Source organism: Schlesneria paludicola DSM 18645 (assembly GCF_000255655.1).
GTDB lineage: Bacteria > Planctomycetota > Planctomycetia > Planctomycetales > Planctomycetaceae > Schlesneria > Schlesneria paludicola.
This window is the reverse complement of record NZ_JH636434.1, coordinates 2,960,026-2,982,460: the sequence shown is the minus strand read 5'-3', so window position 1 is coordinate 2,982,460 and position 22,435 is coordinate 2,960,026. Positions and strand designations below refer to the sequence as shown.

15 protein-coding genes and 1 tRNA gene are annotated in these 22,435 nt (G+C 57.0%); 6 read left to right on the top strand and 10 right to left on the bottom strand.

Annotated features, from left to right (window positions below; genetic code table 11):
* Window positions 1-318 precede the first annotated feature (318 nt).
* A complete protein-coding gene (locus OSO_RS0114680; protein ID WP_083842908.1) occupies window positions 319-1,749 on the top strand; it encodes a carbohydrate porin in 1,431 nt (476 codons plus the stop codon).
* A 505-nt stretch (window positions 1,750-2,254) separates the two neighbouring features.
* A complete protein-coding gene (locus OSO_RS0114670; protein ID WP_157605192.1) occupies window positions 2,255-3,721 on the top strand; it encodes a glycoside hydrolase family protein in 1,467 nt (488 codons plus the stop codon).
* Window positions 3,722-3,723: 2 nt separating this feature from the next.
* Here the strand turns inward: OSO_RS0114670 and OSO_RS51980 are convergent, their stop codons facing one another.
* From OSO_RS51980 to OSO_RS0114595, 10 genes are all read right to left on the bottom strand, one after another.
* On the bottom strand, window positions 3,724-4,656 hold the full coding sequence (locus tag OSO_RS51980; protein WP_010584020.1) for a peroxiredoxin: 933 nt from the start codon (window positions 4,654-4,656) through the stop codon (window positions 3,724-3,726).
* A 200-nt stretch (window positions 4,657-4,856) separates the two neighbouring features.
* Complete coding sequence (locus tag OSO_RS0114660; protein WP_010584019.1) at window positions 4,857-5,465, bottom strand: peroxiredoxin; 609 nt, start codon at window positions 5,463-5,465, stop codon at window positions 4,857-4,859.
* Between the two features lie 329 nt (window positions 5,466-5,794).
* Window positions 5,795-6,829: an NAD(P)/FAD-dependent oxidoreductase gene (locus OSO_RS0114645; RefSeq protein ID WP_162130545.1), complete on the bottom strand. Its 1,035-nt coding sequence runs from the start codon at window positions 6,827-6,829 to the stop codon at window positions 5,795-5,797.
* A gap of 309 nt (window positions 6,830-7,138) precedes the next feature.
* Entirely contained in the window at window positions 7,139-8,695 is a 1,557-nt protein-coding gene (locus OSO_RS0114640) for a sulfatase family protein (RefSeq protein WP_010584017.1), read from the bottom strand.
* A 15-nt stretch (window positions 8,696-8,710) separates the two neighbouring features.
* Window positions 8,711-10,345, bottom strand: coding sequence for a sulfatase family protein (locus OSO_RS0114635; protein ID WP_010584016.1), 1,635 nt, complete (start codon window positions 10,343-10,345; stop codon window positions 8,711-8,713).
* Between the two features lie 120 nt (window positions 10,346-10,465).
* On the bottom strand, window positions 10,466-10,855 hold the full coding sequence (locus OSO_RS0114630) for a carboxypeptidase-like regulatory domain-containing protein (RefSeq protein ID WP_010584015.1): 390 nt from the start codon (window positions 10,853-10,855) through the stop codon (window positions 10,466-10,468).
* Between the two features lie 257 nt (window positions 10,856-11,112).
* The gene (locus OSO_RS0114625) at window positions 11,113-12,243 is read right to left on the bottom strand and encodes a DUF1559 domain-containing protein (RefSeq protein WP_010584013.1); all 1,131 of its coding nucleotides are present in this window, start codon (window positions 12,241-12,243) and stop codon (window positions 11,113-11,115) included.
* A gap of 528 nt (window positions 12,244-12,771) precedes the next feature.
* Window positions 12,772-13,947, bottom strand: coding sequence for an elongation factor Tu (gene tuf / locus OSO_RS0114615; RefSeq protein WP_010584012.1), 1,176 nt, complete (start codon window positions 13,945-13,947; stop codon window positions 12,772-12,774).
* A gap of 125 nt (window positions 13,948-14,072) precedes the next feature.
* Window positions 14,073-14,143 (bottom strand) — tRNA-Ser (locus tag OSO_RS0114605).
* A 599-nt stretch (window positions 14,144-14,742) separates the two neighbouring features.
* A complete protein-coding gene (locus tag OSO_RS0114595) occupies window positions 14,743-16,077 on the bottom strand; it encodes an alpha/beta hydrolase (protein WP_010584010.1) in 1,335 nt (444 codons plus the stop codon).
* A gap of 239 nt (window positions 16,078-16,316) precedes the next feature.
* Between OSO_RS0114595 and OSO_RS0114590 the strand changes: the two genes are divergently transcribed.
* The 4 genes from OSO_RS0114590 (at window position 16,317) to OSO_RS0114575 (ending at window position 22,435) form a co-directional block, all read left to right on the top strand.
* Window positions 16,317-17,048 (top strand): FadR/GntR family transcriptional regulator, encoded by a 732-nt coding sequence (locus OSO_RS0114590; protein WP_162130544.1) that lies wholly within the window; start codon window positions 16,317-16,319, stop codon window positions 17,046-17,048.
* 214 nt (window positions 17,049-17,262) lie between these two features.
* Entirely contained in the window at window positions 17,263-20,082 is a 2,820-nt protein-coding gene (locus OSO_RS43545) for a PSD1 and planctomycete cytochrome C domain-containing protein (protein ID WP_162130543.1), read from the top strand.
* An 11-nt stretch (window positions 20,083-20,093) separates the two neighbouring features.
* Entirely contained in the window at window positions 20,094-21,497 is a 1,404-nt protein-coding gene (locus OSO_RS0114580) for a DUF1501 domain-containing protein (RefSeq protein ID WP_010584007.1), read from the top strand.
* Window positions 21,498-21,835: 338 nt separating this feature from the next.
* The gene (locus OSO_RS0114575) at window positions 21,836-22,435 is read left to right on the top strand and encodes a helix-turn-helix domain-containing protein (RefSeq protein ID WP_010584006.1); all 600 of its coding nucleotides are present in this window, start codon (window positions 21,836-21,838) and stop codon (window positions 22,433-22,435) included.

Here is a 22,435-nt window from a genome sequence, read left to right as displayed (position 1 = left end):
CGGTGAATCGATACACGTTGACGCACTGGATGGTGACAGCCTGGTCAGTGACATCGGCCGACATCGGCGGAAGTTGCCGGACACGAGGCGAAAGAGCTGCGCATTTGTGTTTGGGTGACCGACTTTCTTGACGTCACGGCACTCTTGCTTGCGCGGGTGTTTCTTAAACATTCGGCACAATCCGAATTTCAGATTGATATCGTGAGGGGAGCGCGTGGCCTCACACGGTTGAATTGCTGAGTTCGATTGAGCGCCGTCGATACTTCAATCAAATCTTTTCCGATCACCCATGGACTCATTCGGTTCAAGGACGCGCTCATGCCTTGTTTGACGTCATTTACATTGGACGTGTCGAAGACGTTTGGCAGTGCAGCCGCGATTCTCAGTTCCCTGTTCGCTGCGTCATCGCTGCTGGCTCAGGATTCCGCCCCCGTTCCTCCGTTGACCGGAAACGGAACATCCGCAGTGGTCTCGGCGGATGGAGCGGAGTTGCCCGCACCGATCTTCGCGCCGCAACCTGCCCCTGCCCCTTCGCCGTATGCCGGGTCGCTCTGGGAGCGTCCGTTTCTGTTGGGTGACGTGGGAGGATGGCGAGACGAAGCGGCGTCAGATGGGTTCACGTTCAATGTCAGCACGACGCAGTTCTATCAGGGCGTCGCGAGCGGCGGCATTCAACGAAACTTTGCCTACTCGGGACGCAATGACTATCTCGTGAATATTGACGGTGAGAAGGCCGGGCTCTGGAAGGGCCTCTTCATCACCATGCACGGCGAAACGCGATACGGCGAGACCATAAACGCGTCGACAGGGGCGATCATGCCCGCCAACGTGGGGATGTTGTTTCCGACGACGAGTGGTTCGTCCACAGCACTAACCGGGGTCAAAATCACTCAGGCACTGTCCGAGGAGTTTGTCGTCTTCGGCGGCAAGATCAATACCCTCGACGGATTGACGCAGACCTACGCGGGTGGCCGAGGCGTCGACGCGTTTATGAATATGGGGCTCGCATTTCCTCTCGTCGCCGCACGCACTGTTCCGTATTCATCCCTCGGTGCTGGGTTTGCCGTCTTGCATGAGATGCAGCCAGTGTTTTCGTTCATGGTGCTCGATACGAAGAATTCACCGACGACAACGGGGTTTGAGGATTTTCTTCAGAACGGCGTGACGATGCTCAGCCAGTTGCAGGTTCCCGTGACGCTGATGGGACGTCCCGGACATCAAGGGATCACGGGAACCTACAGCACAGGTACCTATAGCGATCTGACACCCACTGCCTATTTCGATCCGAACGTGGGGCCCGTCATTACAACGGGTACAACGAGCGGATCATGGTGTGTCTTTTATTCGGCCGATCAAGCGCTGTACGTCGACCCATGCAATCCAAAACGATCCTGGGGGCTTTTCACAAACATTGGCCTGGCCGACAATGGTCCCAGCCCGATTCGATGGTCAGCCAACATTGGACTTGGTGGCAGCAGCCCGATCGTTTCACGCCCGCTGGATACGTTTGGCATCGGTTACTCGTATGTGGGATATTCAGGTCCTGTGAAAGATCTGGCACCGGTACTGCTTCCGATCCGCGACGATCGTGCCGTGGAACTCTATTACAACTACGCTGTGACGCCGTGGTTCCGGTTGACACCCGATTTGCAGATCCTGGTTCCGGCTCGCGAACAGACACTGCCACCCGGGGCTCAATCGATCAATACAGCGATCGTCGTGGGCATGCGGGCGAAGATCGATTTCTAGATCCGACGCGTCGAGCGAGACTTCTACGGCGGAATAGTATTGGCCCTTTTTGTTGATGCCTTGTGCGATCTCTTGTTTGGAAAGAAGGTCACCGTCCACAGCCCGAAGCCAGGGGGACGGTGAAAGGTTACGGGAAGAAGGGAACGCAAAGGCGCTACGGCGCAAAGTCGCAAGGGCAAATCCTGATGACGGCTGCGGCACGCTGTCTTGTGGTCCAGCGGCTTGGCATTCAAATTGACTTCTGGCTAGATTTCATCAGGGACGTAGTGGGTGCGGGGCGAACCAACTGTTGGCGTCGCTCAATGAACGCTGATTGAACCTTGAAACACGTCGTTGTCCATTACTCCAATCAGTGGCAACTGGCTGGTCGAAGGCACACAATGCGTGTTGAGGCCGATGTCCTTTTTGGCGAGTGCTCGCCGACATCGAGGTCTCTTTCGGCGGACGTGGCTGGGCCGCGCTTTTTGCGCCGTCGCCATGAGGTTCACCAATGGGAGTGCAGTGGATGTCGTTCTTCACGCGGATCTCGCTCGTCGTCCCCTTTTGGATCGTAAGCGTTACGGTTGCAGCGGAGGGAGCGTCGCGCGTCAAGCCCCTGAACATTGGGGCCGAAAAAGTCCTGTTTGTCGATCCGCAATTTCTGGCCAACTCGGAGGGAGTCCGATTGACGCTGCATGCCCCCCGCAAGACGGGAGAGCACCTGGTTGTTTCGGAGCATCCTTGGGAGAACGCGACTCTCGGCTGGTTCAGCGTGCTGAAAGAGGGTGACAAATTTCGGATGTGGTACGAGTGCTATGACGTGTCGGGCTGGCCCACGGACGATGACACTTCGTTCTGTTATGCAGAGTCCGATGATGGCATTCATTGGACCAAGCCGAAACTCGGCATGTTCTCCTACCAGGGGCGTACCGACAACAACATTCTGTTTCGAATGATCGGTGAGGGAAAATCGCGATCTCGCGTCCATGGAAACGGCGTGTTCCTTGATCCGACTGCACCACCGGAACGACGCTATAAGTGCGTGTCGCAGGGATTGTTTCAGGGGATTGGTAACCGTCCGTACTACGTTGCCGGGATGACTTCACCGGACGGGCTGAAGTGGACTCGTCAGCCAGAGCCCATTTGTCCGGTGTTTGCCGACAGTCAGTACTCGGGATTTTGGGATCCCGCCCAGCAGAAGTACCTTCTGTTCGGTCGTGTGGGTGGACGAGGTCGAGCCCTGGGGCGTTCGATCAGCGGTCAATGGGGGCAGTTCTCGGCCCTGTCTCTGGTCCTGCAAACCGACGAGAACCATCCGTCAGACAGCGACTTGTATAACCCGGCCTGTATTGCCTATCCCGGGGGATCGCGGTTGTATCTGATGCTGCCCAGCCTGTATCAACACAAGCCTGATACGCTGGATATTCAGCTTGCGGTGAGTCGCGATACCGAACACTGGACCTGGCCGGATCGAGAAACACCGTTGATTCCACTGGGAAAACGCGGCGAGTTCGACAGTGGGTCATTGTATGCGGCGAATGGATGTGTCGAAGTGGGGGACGAATTGTGGTTCTACTACAGCGGATCGCCACTGAAGCACGAAGAGGCCAATCTTGAGCAATTGGCGATCCCTGCGAATCGTCGCATCTTCAGCCGTGCAATCGCCCAGCGCGATCGACTGGTGTCTGTCACGGCGGATGCCGGTCGGGGCATTGTACAGACACCGCTGATTCAGTTCCGCGGCGGGCTGTTGATCGTGAATGCGGTTACCCGTGCTGGCGGCATGGTTCGCGTGGGACTACTGGATGCTGACGGGACGCCGATCCCAGGACATGGAATCGAGGATTGTCGCGTTCTGATGGGGGATCGTCCCGCGGCGACAGTCTCATGGACTGATGGGAGCGATGTCTCAAAGTGGTCCGAACGACCGATTCGCTTGCAGTTCGAGTTGCAGGACGCGGACCTGTACGGCTTTGTCTTCAAGAACCCTTGATCCTATTGAGGCGATTCCTGACCCATGGCCGCGAGTGCTTGACGGACATGCTCGTCAGACGCCAACAGCGCCGAGTAGATAAGGCGTACGATGCCGTGCTTGTCGATGACGTAAGTGACGCGTCCAGGCACGAATCCCAAGGTCTTCGTGACGCCAAACGCTTTTTGAAGCGCGCCATCGGCATCGCTGATTAAGGGAAACGACAGCTTGTTCTGTGTGGCGAATGTGCGATGGCTTTCATCCGAATCACTGCTGACGCCGATGACCTCAACACCGGCATCGCGGAACTTGGCATACGAATCACGAAAGGCACAGGCTTCTTTCGTACAGACGGATGTTCCATCCTTGGGATAGAAGAACAGGACGAGACCGCGCTGTCCCAGATAATCGGACAGACTCACGCGCTGTCCCTCGGATGTTGTTGCGGAAAATGCGGGCGCCGCGTCACCGACTTTAAGTTTGGCCATGTTCGTCTGTCCTTCGCAAAGTACCAGTGAGTTCCACGCGATCCCGATGACGATGACGCCTCGCACGCTCCAGCAGCAGGTGCGAATCCAGTTCGTCGCGACAAGTCGCTGATGAGTTCTGGGGTCGAATCCCCGCAACAGGATTGTGTGGTAGGGAGCCTGGATCAGGGCGGTTGACCACCAGATCACGGCCAGCAGGATGGCTCCGGCCCAAAGCGACCAGGATGCCATTCCCTCGGGATGATACCACAAGAGCAAGACTGCCGAGGTGCCTTCGATGAACATCGGCGGGGCAACGACCCATCTGATTCGCCGCGTCGAACGTCGTTGGTCTGTCGAAATGTCCGAGTTGCCGAAATCGGCGAGGGCTGGGGCATACACGATTTGGACAAACCAGATTATGCCCACCAGATAGAGGGTGGACGCCAGTTGAGCCAGGACCAAGACGCGTAGCGATGTATCGTCCATCTGAGGCCCTTAAGCCCGATCGTCACGGCCCGCTTGTACCGCAGGAAATGCTTCGGCACGTTGTCTCGACAGCAGATCTACCGGCGAGGTGATGGGGCGGAAGTGAGCCTGCACGTGGGGCGAACCTTCGGGATTCGTCCCCACGTCGGCATGATCTGGCGATCATCGCGAACTTGAATGGCGATGATCGATCTGCAGAATTAGTGCTTGGATTTCGTATCCGAGTATTCTTTGGCGAAGAAGGCTTGAGGCTTGTCGCCTGCGGGATCGATCGAGGCCGCACCGGGTTTCCAGTTCGCTGGGCACAGTTCGCCGTGCTCTTCGTAGAACTTCAGAGCGTCGACCATTCGCAACGTTTCATCGACGCTACGGCCCAGCGGCAGGTCGTTCACGACTTGATAGCGAACGATGCCTTCGCGGTCGATCAGGAACAATCCGCGAAGGGCGATCCCGCCAGGCAGCAAGACGCCGTAATCTTGCGAAATTGACTTGGTCAAGTCGGCCACGATTGGGTAGCGAATGTCGCCAATCCCACCGTCTTTAGGAGCCAGTTTTCGCCACGCCAAGTGCGAGAATTCACTGTCCACGGACGCGCCAATCACTTCACAATTGCGTCGTTGGAATTCTTCGATCTTGGTGGAAAACGCGACGATTTCGGTCGGGCAGACGAACGTGAAATCGAGTGGGTAGAAAAACAGGACGACGTACTTTCCGCGGTAGTCGGAAAGCTTCAAATCTTTGAACGATCCATCAGGCATCACGGCTTTGGCGTTAAAATCAGGGGCGACGCCTTGGACTGAAACTGTCATAACTTCGCATACTCCTCTGGTCATAAATCGGGTCAAGCTTTGAGGTCTTGTACTGTCCGTCGGGATGACCGTCCGCCGGAATTGTGAGCGCCAGTACACGCAATCGAAAGTCGCGAAGGAATCAAGGCTCATTCAACTGGGACATCTCAAATCCCATGAGTTGGAACCGTCGTTCGTCGCGAATATTAACAGCCAAAAGCATTGAGGTCTCTGACACTCGGAAAGTCAATGCTGATGAACGAGAAATCGAAGCCTTCGCTTTTCGAAGTTCCCGTCAATTCCGCCTGCAATTTGTATCCAACATCCCAATTCTGAACGCGGCGTTCGCATCAATGACAGGTTGCCGTATGCTGAAGCAGACGCGCTGCAGCCGCATTCCCCGAACGGAACGCTCCTTCGACCCGACCACCTGCCAACCAATCGCCACAGGCGACCAAGCCTATATTCTCGTCGAACAAGACCAAACGATCTAGTGACAGCGGGGTTGAACTGAACATCCAACGATGTGCTTCGAGATGAATCGGAGTCGAAGCGGTCATGGTCAACGAGACAAACTCATCAAGCAAGAGCCGGGCGGCATCCTCTTGATGCGATTTCAGGTGCGTGACCGACCATTCGGGATTTGCATGCAGAACCCAGGTTTCGGGCGAAGGCTTTCGGCCCGGCTTCGAACTATTTCGTGCGACCCAGGCGAGCGGTGATTGGTGAACGAAGGCACCATCCCAGTTGACGTTGACGGGCCGCTCGAAAGCCACCATCACGGCCCAGCAGGGATTCATGGGAATCGCGCGAATTTCCATGGCGAGCGGGTGCTCGCCGAGCAGATCGGCTGCCTGCGTGGAGGGGAGCGAGACGACCAGATCGTCGAATGGGCCATACGCTCTTCCCCCTTCATCGATGATTCGCCAAATGCGATCGTCTCGGATCACTTGTACGATGCGGGACTGGAGCTGAATGGGCACATCGTGCGCGAGCTGACGCGCCATGGCGGTCATGCCTGGCACGCCGACATATCGCTTGGGAAGCGGCGGCTTCACTTTCACGATCGAGCCATCAATTTCGACGATCCGGCCGTGCCACTCGGCAGCGATTCCTCGTTCGATCCAAGATTGGACAAGCGGTTCGAAAAGCGGGTCAGTTACCGTGAAATATTGGGCGCCGTGGTCGAACTCGAGGTCGGGGTCGGCGCGGCGGGTCGCTGTGCGTCCGCCCGATCCCCTGCTCTTTTCGAAGATGGTCACGTTGAATCCATGCTCATGCAGAATTCTGGCACAGCTCAACCCAGAAATCCCCGCGCCGACCACCGCAACGCGTTTCGCAATTTCCCCTCGAATATGATTCGACTGTTCCGAATCCGTCATCATTGAGTCCCACTGCTTGAAATCCGGCCATGCGTCGAAATCAACAGTGATTGACGTCGAGGCCGCCAGATTCATCCTGGTGTTGAATCGAGATTCAACCGAACAGGGTCCACCGACTGCAGGATTATGGCAGGAGCGTCCAGTCGATGCTATCGGGCGCCAGTGACAGGGGCACGCGCGAAAGTGGATGATCAAAGCGGTGTGTTTCAGCGCATTGCCGACGCGTCACGTCTCCTTGCAACGAGAATTGGAGACGATTGAGGGACTGGAGCGGTCAAACTCATCTCATTTTCATCACTCCTGTTTCTCAAGTCACTTTGCAGCGGCCGGTTGCGGGGGGCGATCCGCTGAAGACCGGTTGTCGAGTTTGTCCTGCAATGACTTCAGTACGGTCTCTTCCTGTCGACGAAGCCACGTTTCGTACCCCTTGCCGCGAGCGCCGACATATTGATATCGGTCGAAGTCCTGGAATGTTCCCAGCACGCGCGGATCTTCTTCGCTCTGAAGCAATTGCACCATCTGATTTCGCAATGCTTGCAGGGTCTCGTGGAAGGCCAACTCGTTGGCGAGATTATGCACGCAGTCGGGATCGTCGGAGAGTCGATACAGCTCATCTGGCAAACGCTTCCCGAGCGACAGGTCAAAGTAATACCCGCCCAATGCTTTGATGGCTTCTTTCGTCGGACTGCCGTCGACATTTCCGAAATCGGTTTCGGGGTCTCCGGCTGGCCATCGTTCGGGGTGAAAATTATGTACGTACAGATAGTCCTTCGTGCGGATTGCACGGACGGGATACCCTTGATCGTGAACTCGGCCGATGTCGTGACGTTCCTTGCCGATCAGCATGACATCTCGGTTTTCGACCCAACCTGACTCTTTGGAGCGGAGGATCTTCGCCAAGCTTCGTCCAGTCATTTGCTTGTGTGGCGCGAGCCCCGCCAACTCCAGGAAGGTTGGTGCAAAGTCTCGGACATTCACAAAGTCTTCGACGACACGACCTGCGGGAATCCCGGCTCCCCAGCGGATGGCAAGCGGAAGGTGGAATGCATCGTCATGAATCTGGCCTTTCACGTAGGGGAATGGCATGCCATGGTCGGACGTGACGACAATCACGGTATTTTCGAGTTCCCCCGCGGCTTCCAAGACACTAAGCGACTTACCCAATTGGGCATCGCCCCACTCGACTTCCAAAGCATAGTCGAGCAGGTCGCGACGAACGATTTCGGTATCCGGCAGGTATTCGGGAACGACCACGGACTCCAGCGTTTTTCCCGATTTCACACCGGAATTCCATTCGTAGTTGCGGTGCGGTTCGTGAAAGCCGATCCAGAACGAAAAGGGTTTGTCTTGCGGCCTCTGCTTCAAAAAGTTCGCGAGGTTCGTCGCGTAGTCTTTGTTATGAATTCCCGTCGTGGGGGCAACCAGGGTGGCCTTGTCGAACGATGGGCCGACCGGATTGCGAGTACGGCCACTCGTCTGGAAATCGCCTGGGCCCCAACCTTTCCCTGTAAACCCGATCGCATAGCCCGCCTGTTCGAGCAGATCGGGATAAGTCTCGAAGCCTGAAGGAAAACGCCCATTGTGCGAAACGGCTTCGCGAAGTTGCCAGGTATTCCGTCCCGTCAGAATGCTGGCTCGGCAAGGGCTGCATTTCGGATTGGATGTGAACGCATTTGAAAAGAGAACCCCTTCCCGGGCGACACGGTCGAAGTGCGGAGTTTTGATCCAGTTGCATCCTGCGATGCTGGAATGCCGACTTCCACCCCAGTCATCAAAGATGACGAACAGGATGTTCGGGCGAGAAGTGGTGTCGGCGGCCTCAACGGAACTGCCCAAAATCAGAGTCAGCAGAGTTAGAAGTCTCGTCATTCAAAAAAATCCTGATTAGCGGTCTGCTGGATTGCTGGGGGCGCCGGCCAGGGGCGGTGTCTCGTAGTACTTTCCGTCGTCGACAAGTCGTGGATCGTGTGTTCGTCGCAATTCATCGAGCAACTGAGCCTCGAGCTTCGCGCGTGTTTGAGCATAGTTGGCTTCATCTGCAACATTCTTGACCTGATGTGGGTCGCTTCTCAGATCATAGAGTTCTTCGCGGGGGCGTTTGCCATAAACCCATTCAAAATGAGTCTTCCAACGTGGATCGTGACGCTGGCTGACGAGCCAGGCCTTCATTGGACCTGCATCTTCATCCGCCAGAGTCACGCGGGTGTCCTCGGTGATCTCGCTGACGCTTGGTGGTTTGTCGCTCTCGAGGCGATACGGGTCTCCCAGAGGCCAGCGGTCCGGGCGGAAGTTGATGATGTACAGAAAGTCTGACGTGCGCACGGCGCGCTGTGGATAGGGAAGATAACCCGCACGGGCACTTTCGACGTGCCGTTCGCGTCCCGTGAAAACGGCAGTCCGTTGCGGATCGACTTGACCCGACTGATTCGACGTCAAGATCGGGACCAGGCTGCGGCCCGTCGTTCCTTCGGGAATGGCAACGCCGCCAAGTTCGAGAAACGTCGGTGCCAGATCGGTTAGGCTGGTGAGATCGTCGACAACTCGCCCGCCACGTGCACCGCCCCAGCGAATCGCCAATGAAACTCTGGTCCCGAAGTCGTACAGGTTGCATTTTCCGTGCGGAAAGCCGCCTGCTCCATGGTCACCGCTGATCACCAGCAGCGTGTTATCCAACTCACCGATCTGTTCGAGCTTCCGGACAATCAGTCCCAGCGCGGCGTCGAGTGCCGCAACTTCGCCGAAGTAGTCCGCCAGATCCTCGCGAACTTCCGGAACGTCAGGCAGAAACGGCGGGAGCTTTCCTTGAAGTCCGTCCGGATCGATTCCCCAAAACGCCTTACCGGAGCCCTTGGCCCATTTGCGATGGACGTTGGTGGGGCCGAACCAGTAGCAAAATGGTTGGTCCGGCTTGCGGCCCGCCAGAAAGGAATCAAAGTTCCCGCGGACTTCCGTGTAGAGCTCCTCTTTCGCGTCGCCGACGTTTTTTCCGTCGGCCACCAGCTTTGTCACGTTCTCTGAAAAGTTATTGAACCGTCGCCCCGATTCTTCGAAGGCGTATTGGCGACCTCCGAATGGTGCGTCCGGCGGATTGCCTGGGGTCCAGACTTTGTACGTTTTTCCGATGTGATAGCCGGCATCGCGCAGCAAGAGTGGAAATGCAGGATTGGTTCCGTCCCACTCGCCACGCAAAATCGAGCCTCGTCCGGTCCCCCAGAAATGACGCCCGGAAATCAGAGCGCTGCGGCTGGGGGTGCAACTGGGGGCAGAAACGAACGCGCTGCGGAACAGCACCCCTTCTGCAGCCACGCGGTCGAAATTCGGGGTACGCACGACATCGTTGACCGTTCCGGCTCCGTCAAGCTTGGCGTAGGCACTCGTATGCCTTCCCCAGTCGTCGGCGAAGACCAAGACAATGTTCGGGCGACGAGATGTTTCGGCCGCATTCACCAAACCGGCCGAAACACAGGTCAGCATCAGCAGCACGACGGCTTTGACTGGGCTTGAGTTCTTTCTGGTCATTTGAGTTCAACTTCCTTTGGCGGCCCAGTGAAGTCTGGGTGATCGTTGGCCTACTGTTCACAGTCGCGTGGCGTTTTGTGCCTGGGGGGGAGGACGCTGACCCGGTGCGTCGATGTGTCGCTAAGATCCTGCTGGTTTCTCAGAAGACTTCAAATCGAAGTTGGCAATGTTGTCTTTGCCCGCTTCGACAGTAAAGGTCAGAGTCGATTGCGAGTGGTAGATCGCCGGGAGTTTCTCGCCTGATCCTGGCTGGGGTTTTCCATTCTTGTCTTTCCAGGGATCGCGGCGCGTCGTGATGATCACGCGGTGCGTTCCCAGCAACGCCCCCTGACGACCCTCGGTAAAGTTCAGCGAGAATTTGCCATTTTCGTCCGTCGTGGCGCCCGCCGGTCGGCCATTCGAAGGGTTGAAGACCACGGCCGCATAGGGCAACGGAACGCTATCCAAGGTGACGGTGCCGCGAACCGTGGCGATTTTCGGTCCCCTATTCCAGCAACCGGAACATGTCATGCTGAGGAGTACCGCCAACAAACCCCAAACGATGGGACGCGCTGACAGAGATTGGACTAACCGCAAGGTAACCTACTTTCCTGCGTCATTGGTTGAGAATGAGAAACGGGCACTGGATAAGAAGCGACTCAGCCGTGACTGTGGCGCCAGAAAGGGCAGCGGCTGACGGACGCGAATCGAGACCTGACGAGTCTCCGACAGGTATTCCCGCCCGCCAGCACCGCTGTCACCTTGTGACGGTCTTGAGCACGATGCGACTAGAACTCACTGACGGTCCAACCATCTGAGATCGCAAACAGTCGTTGATAGAGGCCAAAGCCCACGCCGCCGTTCGTTGAATCAAATGGATCGGTCGAGACAAAGGCCCTTGATGTATGATTGATCTGCTCGCTGACAAATCGAACCGATCCATCGCTGATCGCGAAGTGAGCACCACCGATGTGTGAACTTCCTGCGGTTCGATGCGGCTGCGGATTTCCTTGAGCCGCCGTCCAATTCATGGCCCATTGTCCGTCATCCATCAGGGCGTTCGTCGCGCCGGTCGCTCCTTGAGCCGCGCCGGGGGTTCCATCAATGGCGGCATACCAGCGAGAACGATTCTCGCCGGTCGAGTCCATTTTGAATTTCGTTTCATTCACCAGAAAGGTATTCGAGGTTCCATCGGTCACTTCATGAATCCGTCGTGCACCGCTATTGGAACGCCCGAACACACCATTCCATTGTCGAAGATCCGCTCCGACACCGGCATTGTCGCCGGACCAGCCGTCAAATGACGCCGCACTTCCTTGATAACTGCTGGTCGCGTTCTTGGGGATTGCCCCATCATCCAGGTTCGTGGTGTTTGGAACATCATGCCCTTGGGCTGGCTTCACGTCGGAAGGGCAACTGATGATCGGAATGACCGTCTGGCAGAGCACAACATTTGAGACTGTTCCTCCGGGAGTGGTCGGAGCTGTCTCTGCGGCCTGCTGTGACGGGTTGAATTGATTGAACAGGTTTCCTTGATCAACAAAGGGAAGGATTGCCCAGCCCCAGCCAAATCCCGAACCGCCGTTATTGTCAGTCAAGTTTCCGTCGAAGCCACCAATGTAATGGTGGCCAATCGGGAAGTATCCGAAGGCGTCATGATAGTTGTGAATCCCGAGAGCGATCTGCTTCAGATTGTTCTTACATTGAGTCCTTCGTGCCGCTTCGCGGGCCTGTTGGACGGCTGGTAGTAACAAGGCAATCAGCACGGCAATAATTGCGATGACGACTAATAGCTCGATCAGCGTAAAGCCGATGTTTCGACGAATGCGACGACTTGCATTCGCTGCCAAGGTGTGTCGAGCCGTGATTTGGTACGTCGAGCGGAATGGGGATTCTGACCCAAAATTCTTCAGAAACATCTTTCGAAACTCCATTAGGATGGACCGAACAGAAAATGCGCAGCGGTGAATCAATGCGCATGGACAAAGGTCTGAACGGCAGAACACAACCGCGCAACCGCCATGAAATCACGGTCCGCAGAGAGGCCTGAACACGCCGCTGAAAACGACCGGGCGCGTGCGACTTTAAGAATCCCAAGAGCGTTCAGGACGCGTTTCAGCCTTGTTCGTGACGCGAAGGCGATGAACGAAGCCAAAACGGAACGGGTCCGGATACGTGCGTGAAGTGCTGGGATCAACGTCAGAGCCCCCTGCTTTTTAGGTAGCGGGTGCGTCTGGTGAACCAGTCAGCACAAATAAATATCAATTAAGTCGTGTTTTATTGTTTTCCGATGAATCTTGTCAAGCTGTAATCTTCCATTCTCTTTTATTCCGCTATGAGTTTCTCCAACTTCACAGGGATCAGTGATACCGACGCGGTTGAAGCGTCACTCGAAAAGAAGCGGCCGTTGGCAACGGTATTCGCCGCCAACGGCCGTTCTGGAACGGTCAGTCAAGAATCGCCGTGACGACACCCGACCCGACAGTTCGGTTCCCTTCGCGGATTGCGAAGTGCGAACCCGTGTCGATCGCGACCGGCTTCAACAGGTCAACAACCAGCGAGACATTGTCACCGGGCATCGCCATCTGGGCATCGCTGCCAAGTTCTGCGTGACCGGTGGCGTCAGCGGTTCGGAAGAAGAACTGTGGCGAGTATCCACTGAAGAATGGCGTATGCCGACCTCCTTCCTCCGAACTCAACACATACACTTCCGCCTTGAATTTGGTGTGGGTTGTCAACGAACGGGGCGCCGCGACGACTTGTCCGCGTTCGACGTCGGTACTTTTGATTCCACGCAGCAGCAATCCGACGTTTTCGCCGGCCGATGCTTGTGGTTGCACCTGGTTGAACGCTTCGATACTCGTCACGACGCTGTCTTGAAGCCCCCCCAAACCAAGGATCTCGACCTTGTCACCTGTTTGAATTCGTCCCTGTTCAATCTTGCCTGTCACCACCGTGCCGCGTCCGGTGATCGTAAAGACCCCTTCAACCGGCATCAGAAACGGTCGATCAACCAACCGTGTCGGTTCTGGAAGCTGGTCAAGTGCGGCCAGCAATTGGACGATGCAACGATTCGCTTCAGCGTGACCCGGGTTGGCCAAAGCCGCACGGGCGCTGCCTCGGACGAACGTCGTGGTCGCTCCGTCGAAACCGTGCTTTGTCAGGAGATCTCGTGTTTCGAGTTCGACAAGTTCAATCAGTTCAGGATCGTCAACCAGGTCAACTTTATTGATGAACACGACCAGATCGGGCACGCCCACTTGCCGCGCCAGCAGGATATGCTCTCGCGTTTGTGGCATCGGACCATCCGCGGCCGAGATCAGCAGCACTCCGCCATCCATCTGCGCTGCGCCGGTAATCATGTTCTTGATGTAGTCGGCATGGCCGGGGCAGTCGATGTGGGCGTAGTGTCGCGTGTCGGTCTCGTACTCGACGTGACTGGTGGTGATGGTGACGACTTTGGTGGGGTCGCGGACCGTTCCACCCTTGGCGATGTCACCATAGGCCTTTTCCTTAGCAAGACCTTTAAACGCCTGGACCGCAAGAATCGCAGCCGTCAGTGTGGTTTTGCCGTGATCGATATGACCGATGGTGCCGACATTCAGATGCTGTTTGTTCCTCATGGCAGAAAACTCCCCGCCCCGCGGTCGATTTCAACCGCGAGGCCAGACAGGGGTGACGGATTCCTGAGTTCGATCGTGTGATCTTTTTGTACAACGCGTAACGCCAGAACTCGCAAAATCCACAGTGATCCTGGATGGAGTCGAACCATCGTCGCCAGAATTCCGAACTGGTGTCCTACCGTTGGACTACAGGACCGATTTGAACAGCGTCGATTGAATCGACGAAAAAAGCCCGGTGTCATCTGTGTGACACCGGGCTTTGAACGCTCGCGGGCGAAGTGCCGATGTCACGTGCGCAGGGGGGACAACGAGGCCTCGTTCTGCAGGCCATTGCTTGCCGAGTTCTCGGAAATCTCATTCCAGAACAGGGCGCGCGCCGGTTGCGTTGAACGCAGATTGGATGCGTTCAACGACGGGTGTGCTTCGTTGTATTTGCGGGCGGAGATCGGTCGTGAAAACATCATGATCGTCAAAACGCTTGAGACGGGTGAAATTCGTGCTGGAACGGTTCGTTGTTGATGCTGGCGAGATGGCCATCCTGATCTAGACGCAGAAACGGTGCAAAAGGTTCACGGAAAAACTAGGGAGGCGAATTTGAATCGTGGGGTTCGACGCGTGCGTCGAGTTCCGCGACAAGAATCCAGGCCCCGCATTTCAAGAAGTGACCCGCCGATCGAGAAGCAGACTCTGCGTACGATTTGAGTCGACGCGTACCTCCCGGCAATCGAACTGAAAGGCACTGCGTCCGCGAAGTCGCGGCACGGCGTTGACCTCAAGTGAAAGTGAACGAGTCACTCATTGAGATTGCAGTCCGACCGTATTGACGGAGATCACTCGATATTGGTGAGTCTTGCCTGGTTCTGGTTTATCGTCTGTGAACTGCATGAGTATCAAAGGTTGCGTGGGCGTGTCGCTGTATTGCAGATTCTGAAAGATCGGGCGGCCGAACGGGTTCTTCGCGTGTTCTGGCACGTTCGCCAGAAATTGTCCGTCTCGTTCAATGATAAAGTGGGCGAGGCCGCTTTCGAGGTCGGCATCGGCATTCCAGGTCAAAGTGTTTCCGTTTCGCCGCACGTTGCTGGGGGCCGGAGGTGGTGTCGTATCGGTCACCGCCGTGTCATTGACATATTGGACCCATGCGGCGGCGATCGTTCCGTTTGGAAGCCACACGGAATTCTCGAGGACGCCCGTGAACGACTCCGACGGTACGGGCGCAACAATGTTTGGTTCGCCGAGATGCAACGGAGCAATCCAGCTTTCTCGAGCCGGTATGCCTTTCAGCGGTTCACCCTGTTTGTCTGGCAGGCGTGCGGTGAGGCATGCATCCAGCCAGGGAATGGCCAGGTAGCGTTGATTGCCACACTCGTGAGCACTCAAGGGATCGACGGCCACTCCCACAAGTCCCCCCTTCGCGCGGAAAGTCTTAAAGTAGATGTCGACTCCCGGCCAGACCGCCGCAAAGCGACCGTCCTTGACGGTGACACCCTCTTGGGTACCGACATTGCACATGACGGGGACCTGGCAGGCCGCATCGGAAATCGTATAAGGAATTGGCTTACCTTCTTCGGAAGTTACGGCGGGAACTCCTGAACGAAGCCATGCCGCGACGGTACGTTCTGGATGCAAGAACAGCATGCCACCCGCCCAGTGTCCACCACCGCTGTGCCCCCACAATGCCCACGGCACACGCGCGAGCTCAGGATGGCCGGACATCGCCCCCAGTTCGTTCAGGGATCGCTGAAAGGTCGCATCAGATCCATTCCGAGGATCGCACCAGAGCTGACAGTTGGCTTTTTCTGGTTGTTCATACGTGGGAGAGATCAGGGCACAATCGTGCTTCTTGGCGAGGGCCTGCCAGTGCAGATCGAACGCGCCGGTTTGCCCCGACTTGCAAGATCCTTCGCCACATCCGTGCTGATGAACCACCACTCCTCGTACCGATTTGAGGCCCGGCGGAACCCAGAGTGTATAGCTCACGGGGAATGCGAGTTCGCCCGGCTTCTCGGACGACTCATACCGGATGCGATAGTAGGGGGGGGCGGCGGGTAACGTGATTTCGTAAGGCGACTGCTGTGCAAATGTAGTTGTGGTCAGAACGAGCGGCACGATCAGAGATGTCGCGATTCGCATAAGGGGTCTTCTGTGTGCAGGAGAGTGAACGAAGATGTCCGCAATATCTGATTCGAATGTTCTTGAATCCGAAAATTGATGCCCGATGCGCGGGTCAGATGCTCCGACGGACGCGAAAATGCAGCTTACCGCTCTTCAAAATACGTCACAACCGCCATCCGAATTCGTTGCGAGCCGCATGGGGAGTTCTTGACGAGGAAAGATTGTCTGATAATCTAATGATCTGCCTCGACCGCCAGATGACTGGCCCTGCCCACAAACCGCCTTCCCGAGATCCCGCAATGGTCGAAACAATCGAACGATCCAAGCTGCGCGAGGTTGTCGCTGATCGACTGAAAAACTTTATTCTCGATGAGAATCTCAGTTCAGGTGATCGGCTGCCGACGGAAACGGAACTGGCTGCGAAGTTCGGTGTCAGCCGCCTGAGCTTACGCGAAGCGACGAAGTCACTGGAGTTTCTGGGGATCGTTGAGGCCAAGCCCGGGCGTGGTTTAACCGTCGGCAGCGTGAATATGGAGCGCGTGACCGAGTATCTGGGCTTTCACCCGGCTCTGCACGACGTTTGTCCTCACGAATTGATCGATACGCGCGTGCTGATCGAGGCGGGTGTGATTCCGCACGTCGCCCGACGAATGAAACAGGACGGTTCAATCTACGATCGATTGAACACTATCAACGCGGACTTCAATCAGGCTCGCAGCCTCACTCGCTGGGTTGAGTTGGACATCGCCTTTCACCGCGAACTGGTCTGTGCCAGCGGGCTTTCGCCCCTGATGGCGTTTACCGATCTGCTGGCGGTCTTTTTTCGCCGGTTCCGCGAAAGCTTGAAGAAGGCCGAGTGGTCTGACGGGATCAACGGCCATCAAGAGATTATCGACGCTCTGAAGGCCGGTCGCGTCCGTGATGCCGAACATGCGTTGCGAACTCATATTGAATGCCATCGCGAACGAATGGGACTCCCCCCTCGTTGACCTCGTAAATGGCCCTGCCCTGTTGTCTGCCATCAAGTTTACTGGAATCCACAGAAACATGACGATGAAGACGAATCACATTTTCGCAGGCGATCTCTTCGCTGCGCCCAGCATGAGATTTGACTCGGCGACCACGAATCGACTTGCTTGCCGACAAGTGTCCACGACTTGGTGTTCAACACGCCGAGCGACATGGCAAACGGGGATTGGCTTGGTGGGCACGTGGCTTGTCGTTATGGCGGCCTCGTTGACGTCCGCTCAAGCCAATGACGGCGATACCTTTTTTGAATCGAAGGTGCGGCCGCTGCTCGTTTCAAAATGTCTTGAGTGTCATGGTGACAGTGACCCTGAAGGCGGTCTGAAGCTGACGTCGCAGACACACGTTCTGAAAGGTGGTTCGACGGGGCCGGCCGCAGTGGCCAAGGCTCCCAACGAGAGTTTGCTTATCAAAGCGGTCTTGCGTTCGGGGCCGCTGAAGATGCCACCGGGCGAGGCGTTGTCAGCGGACGAAATCGCGACCCTGACGACGTGGGTCGAACAGGGACTTCCCTGGCCGAACGCCGGCGCATTGACGGGGTCCCGCAAAGAGTTCTCGATCTCGGATGCCGATCGCCAACACTGGTCGTTCCACCCGGTGACCGATCCCGCGCCGCCTGTCGTGCGCGATAATGCATGGCCACGAACCGACGTTGATCGGTTCATTCTCGCCAAGCTCGAAGAGGCGGGGATGAAGCCGTCGAACGCGGCCGATCGTCGCACGCTGTTGCGGCGTGCGACCTATGATCTGACGGGGTTGCCCCCCACTTGGGAGGCAACCCAGGACTTCATCAATGATCCGGCGCCGACGAGTGACGCGTTTGCAAAGGTCGTCGACCGTCTGTTGCAATCGCCTCGCTATGGCGAACGATGGGGGCGACACTGGCTGGATGTGGCGCGGTTCGCCGATTCGAAGGACGGTGTCTTGATGTACGGAGACGATCGCGTCCGGCCGTACGCCTACACGTACCGTGACTACGTGATTCGTGCATTCAACGAGGATACGCCGTTTGATCAGTTCGTGCGCGAGCAGATTGCCGCGGATCTGATCGAGCCGAAAGTGGAACCCTGGCGGTTGGCCGCGATTGGATACCTGACGCTTGGCCGGATGTATGACAACAATGTGCACGACATCATCGATGACGAGATTGATACGGTCACTCGAGGATTTCTGGGTCTGACGGTGGCTTGTGCTCGTTGTCACGATCATAAATACGATCCTATCGCGACTGCGGACTATTACTCGCTGTATGGCGTCTTCGCGAGCACCGAAGCTCCACTGGAACTGCCGCTGGCGGTCACATCCATCGCACCCGAGGCGGAAGAGTTCGAGAAGCAGGCCACCGCGAAACGGGAAGAGATCCGCAAGTTTCGCGACGAGCAGTTCGCGCTCTTGTCGGATACGGCACGTCAGCGGGTTGGCGACTATCTCGAACGTGTCGCGACCACCAAGCCCGATCCGCTCGAAACGGCCATCTTTTTCCTGTCGCTGGCGCCTGAAGATTTGCGTCCGCCCGTCATCGCCCGCTGGCGGAAGTATCTCGATCAGCGAGCAACGCCGGACGATCCCGTCTTCGGTCCTTGGCACGACTTGATGGAACTACCGGTCGCCAAGATCGACGACGTCACCTCTCCTGCATCGTCGCCACCATTTGCTCAGCCAGCTGCCGAAGTGATCGAGCGATGGAAGTCCAAGCCGGAAGGAATCAAACCGGGGCAGGTTAATCCGCTCGTCCGCGACTTGTTGAGCAAGGCGACGATTGCCAACCGCACCGATGTTGCTCGCGTCTATGGTGAGTTGCTCAAGCAAGTCTATACGGACTCTCAGTCGCAGATCGCGGGGGCCGGGACATCCTCACCACCACAATTGACCGAGGCTCAGTCGCAGCTATTGGACGTGCTGGCGAGTCGCGAAAGCCCGACGTATTTTCCGAAGAGTCAAACGCGGCGCTACATGTCGCGGCAAGAGACCGATCAGTTTGGAGGCAAGCTGCAGGAACTGGATCGCATGGCGGTGCAGTCTCCTGTCGCACCGCCGCGGGCGATGTCGCTGGTCGACACCGAGACACCATTCGAACCGCGCATTTTTGTACGCGGCAATCCCACCGCACCGGGGCGCCGGGTTCCTCGTCAGTTCTTAGAGATCCTGTCACCGGGCGGACCGCAGCCGTTTACACAAGGAAGCGGGCGGCTGGAGTTGGCCAATGCAATTGCCTCACCCAACAATCCGCTGACGGCACGCGTGATCGTCAATCGAGTCTGGATGCAGCATTTCGGTGAACCGCTCGTCGCGTCGCCCAGTGATTTCGGGAAACGCGTTGCCGCACCGGTTCATCTGGAACTGTTGGACCATCTGACTTCGCAGTTCCTTCGCGATGGCTGGTCACTGAAGACGCTGCATCGACGGATCATGCTGTCCAGTGTGTATCAGCAAGCGTCCACCGAAGGGGCTGCCGGGGCCCGCGAGAGCGATCCCGAAAATCGTCTGCTTTCTCGGGCGAATCGGCAGCGACTGAGTTTTGAGGCGATGCGCGATTCGCTGCTTGCGGCATCTGGTCGTTTGGAACTGCGCCAGGGAGGGCGTCCCGTTGATGTCACCGATCCACAAAGCCGGTGTCGCACGGTGTTCGGGATGGTTGATCGCCAGAGCCTGCCCGGCACGTTCCGGGCATTCGACTTCGCATCGCCCGATCAGTCGGTCGAGCGGCGTGTGCGTACCATGGTTCCACAGCAGGCGCTATTCGCGCTCAACTCGCCCTTTGTCATCGAGCAGGCGAAATCACTGACGGCGCGGCCCGATGTGGCGGCGCTCGTCGATCCCTCTGAACGGGTGGTGGCGATGTACCGAATCGCATTCCAGCGAAATCCGTCGGCCGATGATCTGACCGCGGCAGTCGAATTTGTCTCACTGCCGAAGGACGACGCCTCGCAGCTTTCCCCCTGGGAACAGCTCTCGCAAATCCTGTTGTCTTCAAACGAACTGATCTATGTCGACTGAGGAGATGTGCCATGTTTTTCAATCGCCGCCAGATGCTGGCACAGACGGGAACCGGTTTGGGGTTACTTGGTCTGCACACACTGTTTGCTGACGCAAGTCTAGGCTCTGCTGCACCGCAGGTGATCTCACCCCTCGCGCCGCGACAGCCTCATTTTCCGGCACGCGCCAAGCACATCATTCACATCTATCTGAACGGCGGCCCATCGCAGGTGGATACCTTCGATCCCAAGCCGATGCTGGCCAAATACGACGGGCAACCGTTGCCGACGGACAATAAGTTGACGACCGAACGGCATACGGGAGCGGCAATGGCATCTCCGTTCAAATTCGCCAAGTACGGTGAGTGCGGGATGGAGGTCAGCGAGATTTTTGCCAAGACCGCGCAGCACGTTGATGACATCTGCTTCATTCGCTCGATGCATGCCAATACGCCGAACCACGAACAATCGATGCGGTTGATGAACTGCGGGGACGAACGGCTGTCGCGTCCCAGTCTAGGGGCATGGACGACGTATGGGCTGGGAACAGAGAATGCCAATCTACCCGGGTTCATCGCGATGTGTCCTGGGCTGCCAGTCGCGGACGTTTCCAACTGGCGCGCGGCGTTTCTGCCGGGAGTGTATCAGGGCACACACCTGGACACGCGCAAGACTCAGGTTGAGGAACTGATCGAGCATATCGCCAATCATGCGGTGACCCGTCGCGATCAGCGACGTCAGCTCGATTTGTTACAGCAGATCAATCGGCAGCATCAGGCATCACGGACGGATGAACCGGAACTTGAGGCTCGCATTCAAGCGTTCGAACTTGCGTATCGCATGCAGATGGAAGCGACCGATGCATTCGATCTGTCGCAGGAACCAAAGCATGTTTTGGATGCCTACGGGAGCGGTGTGCACGGGCGACAATTGCTGCTCGCTCGAAGGCTTATCGAACGAGGCGTGCGGGTTGTGCAGCTTTACCACGGGGATGTTCAGCCGTGGGATAGTCACAATGACCTTGCGAACGGCCATCGCAATCTGGCCAACGAATGTGATGGACCGATTGCCGCGTTGCTGACCGATCTGAAGCAGCGCGGGCTGTTTGAAGAGACGTTGGTGATCTGCGGCGGCGAGTTTGGTCGGACGCCGGCCGTCGAGTTGGTCAACGGGAAGTCAGGCGGTGGACGCGATCACAACCACTGGGGATTTACTGTGTGGATGGCCGGTGGGGGTGTCAAAGGCGGCACGGTTTATGGAGCGACCGATGATTTTGGATATCGCGCGGTGAAAGATCCTGTTCATGTCCATGACCTGCATGCCACGATCCTGCATCTGCTCGGCTTCGATCATACGAAGCTCACGTTCCGGCATGCGGGCCGCGACTTCCGTCTGACGGACGTGCACGGAAACGTCGTCCGCGAAGTTCTGGCCTGAACGGGGCATCTCGCCCATGTAAACCGCGAGGCGAGCCCGGCTGCGTTACGGCATGGCTTCCCTAAAGGGGACTGGCACCTTGCGGAGCCAGTCCCCTTTAGGGAAGCCGTGCGCCTTTGTGGAATCCATGCGGCCTCGTCGGCCTCGTTCCCAAGCTCCCGCTTGGGAACGTTTCTTCCGCTTCGATTTTCTAACTTGCAGGAAAGTGGCCTCAGACCGACTTCCACATTTCCAATGTGTAGGAAGCGTTCCCAAGTGGGAGCTTAGGGGCGAGAAAAACCAGGGGAACGAGTAAAACTCTTGACGCTGAATCCAATATAGTGGATACTAATTCCACTATGGGAGACGTCACGGACAACCTTGATCAACGGATTGCCGAGCGAATTCGCGGACTGCGAACGGCACAGGCTCTTTCTCTGGAAGCACTTTCCAGCAAGAGTGGCGTGAGTCGTTCCATGATTTCGCTAATCGAGCGAGGAGAGAGCAGTCCGACGGCCGTGGTACTCGAGAAACTTGCGGTGGGTTTGAACGTTCCACTGGCGTCTCTATTCGATCCCGTCAGTACCGAGTCATTGACGCGAGAACCGGTGGCGCGTCGGCAAGCTCAGACCGAGTGGAAAGATCCCGCATCGGGCTACGTACGGCGGAATGTTTCACCACCCGGCATATCGCAACCGATGCAGATCGTTGATGTTCTGTTTCCGGCAGGCCAACGCGTGGTCTTCGAGTCCGGTATGCGTGATGTTTGCGTGTACCAGCAGATTTGGGTACTGGAAGGTTCGATCGACATCACCGTCGGTGACGAGCGTCATCGATTGCACGAAGGAGATTGCCTGGCGATGCAAGTGGATCGTCCAACGATCTTTCAGAATCCGACTCGGAAACGCGCACGGTATGCCGTGGTGGTCGCTTCGGATGCTCTCACGTGGAGACGATAG

Bases quoted from the DNA above. Each gene is read 5' to 3' on its own strand.
- OSO_RS0114680 (WP_083842908.1), top strand. From the start codon at position 319: ATGCCTTGTTTGACGTCATTTACATTGGACGTGTCGAAGACGTTTGGC.
- OSO_RS0114670 (WP_157605192.1), top strand. From the start codon at position 2,255: ATGTCGTTCTTCACGCGGATCTCGCTCGTCGTCCCCTTTTGGATCGTA.
- OSO_RS51980 (WP_010584020.1), bottom strand. From the start codon at position 4,656: ATGGACGATACATCGCTACGCGTCTTGGTCCTGGCTCAACTGGCGTCC.
- OSO_RS0114660 (WP_010584019.1), bottom strand. From the start codon at position 5,465: ATGACAGTTTCAGTCCAAGGCGTCGCCCCTGATTTTAACGCCAAAGCC.
- OSO_RS0114645 (WP_162130545.1), bottom strand. From the start codon at position 6,829: ATGATGACGGATTCGGAACAGTCGAATCATATTCGAGGGGAAATTGCG.
- OSO_RS0114640 (WP_010584017.1), bottom strand. From the start codon at position 8,695: ATGACGAGACTTCTAACTCTGCTGACTCTGATTTTGGGCAGTTCCGTT.
- OSO_RS0114635 (WP_010584016.1), bottom strand. From the start codon at position 10,345: ATGACCAGAAAGAACTCAAGCCCAGTCAAAGCCGTCGTGCTGCTGATG.
- OSO_RS0114630 (WP_010584015.1), bottom strand. From the start codon at position 10,855: ATGACATGTTCCGGTTGCTGGAATAGGGGACCGAAAATCGCCACGGTT.
- OSO_RS0114625 (WP_010584013.1), bottom strand. From the start codon at position 12,243: ATGTTTCTGAAGAATTTTGGGTCAGAATCCCCATTCCGCTCGACGTAC.
- tuf (WP_010584012.1), bottom strand. From the start codon at position 13,947: ATGAGGAACAAACAGCATCTGAATGTCGGCACCATCGGTCATATCGAT.
- OSO_RS0114595 (WP_010584010.1), bottom strand. From the start codon at position 16,077: ATGCGAATCGCGACATCTCTGATCGTGCCGCTCGTTCTGACCACAACT.
- OSO_RS0114590 (WP_162130544.1), top strand. From the start codon at position 16,317: ATGACTGGCCCTGCCCACAAACCGCCTTCCCGAGATCCCGCAATGGTC.
- OSO_RS0114580 (WP_010584007.1), top strand. From the start codon at position 20,094: ATGTTTTTCAATCGCCGCCAGATGCTGGCACAGACGGGAACCGGTTTG.
- OSO_RS0114575 (WP_010584006.1), top strand. From the start codon at position 21,836: ATGGGAGACGTCACGGACAACCTTGATCAACGGATTGCCGAGCGAATT.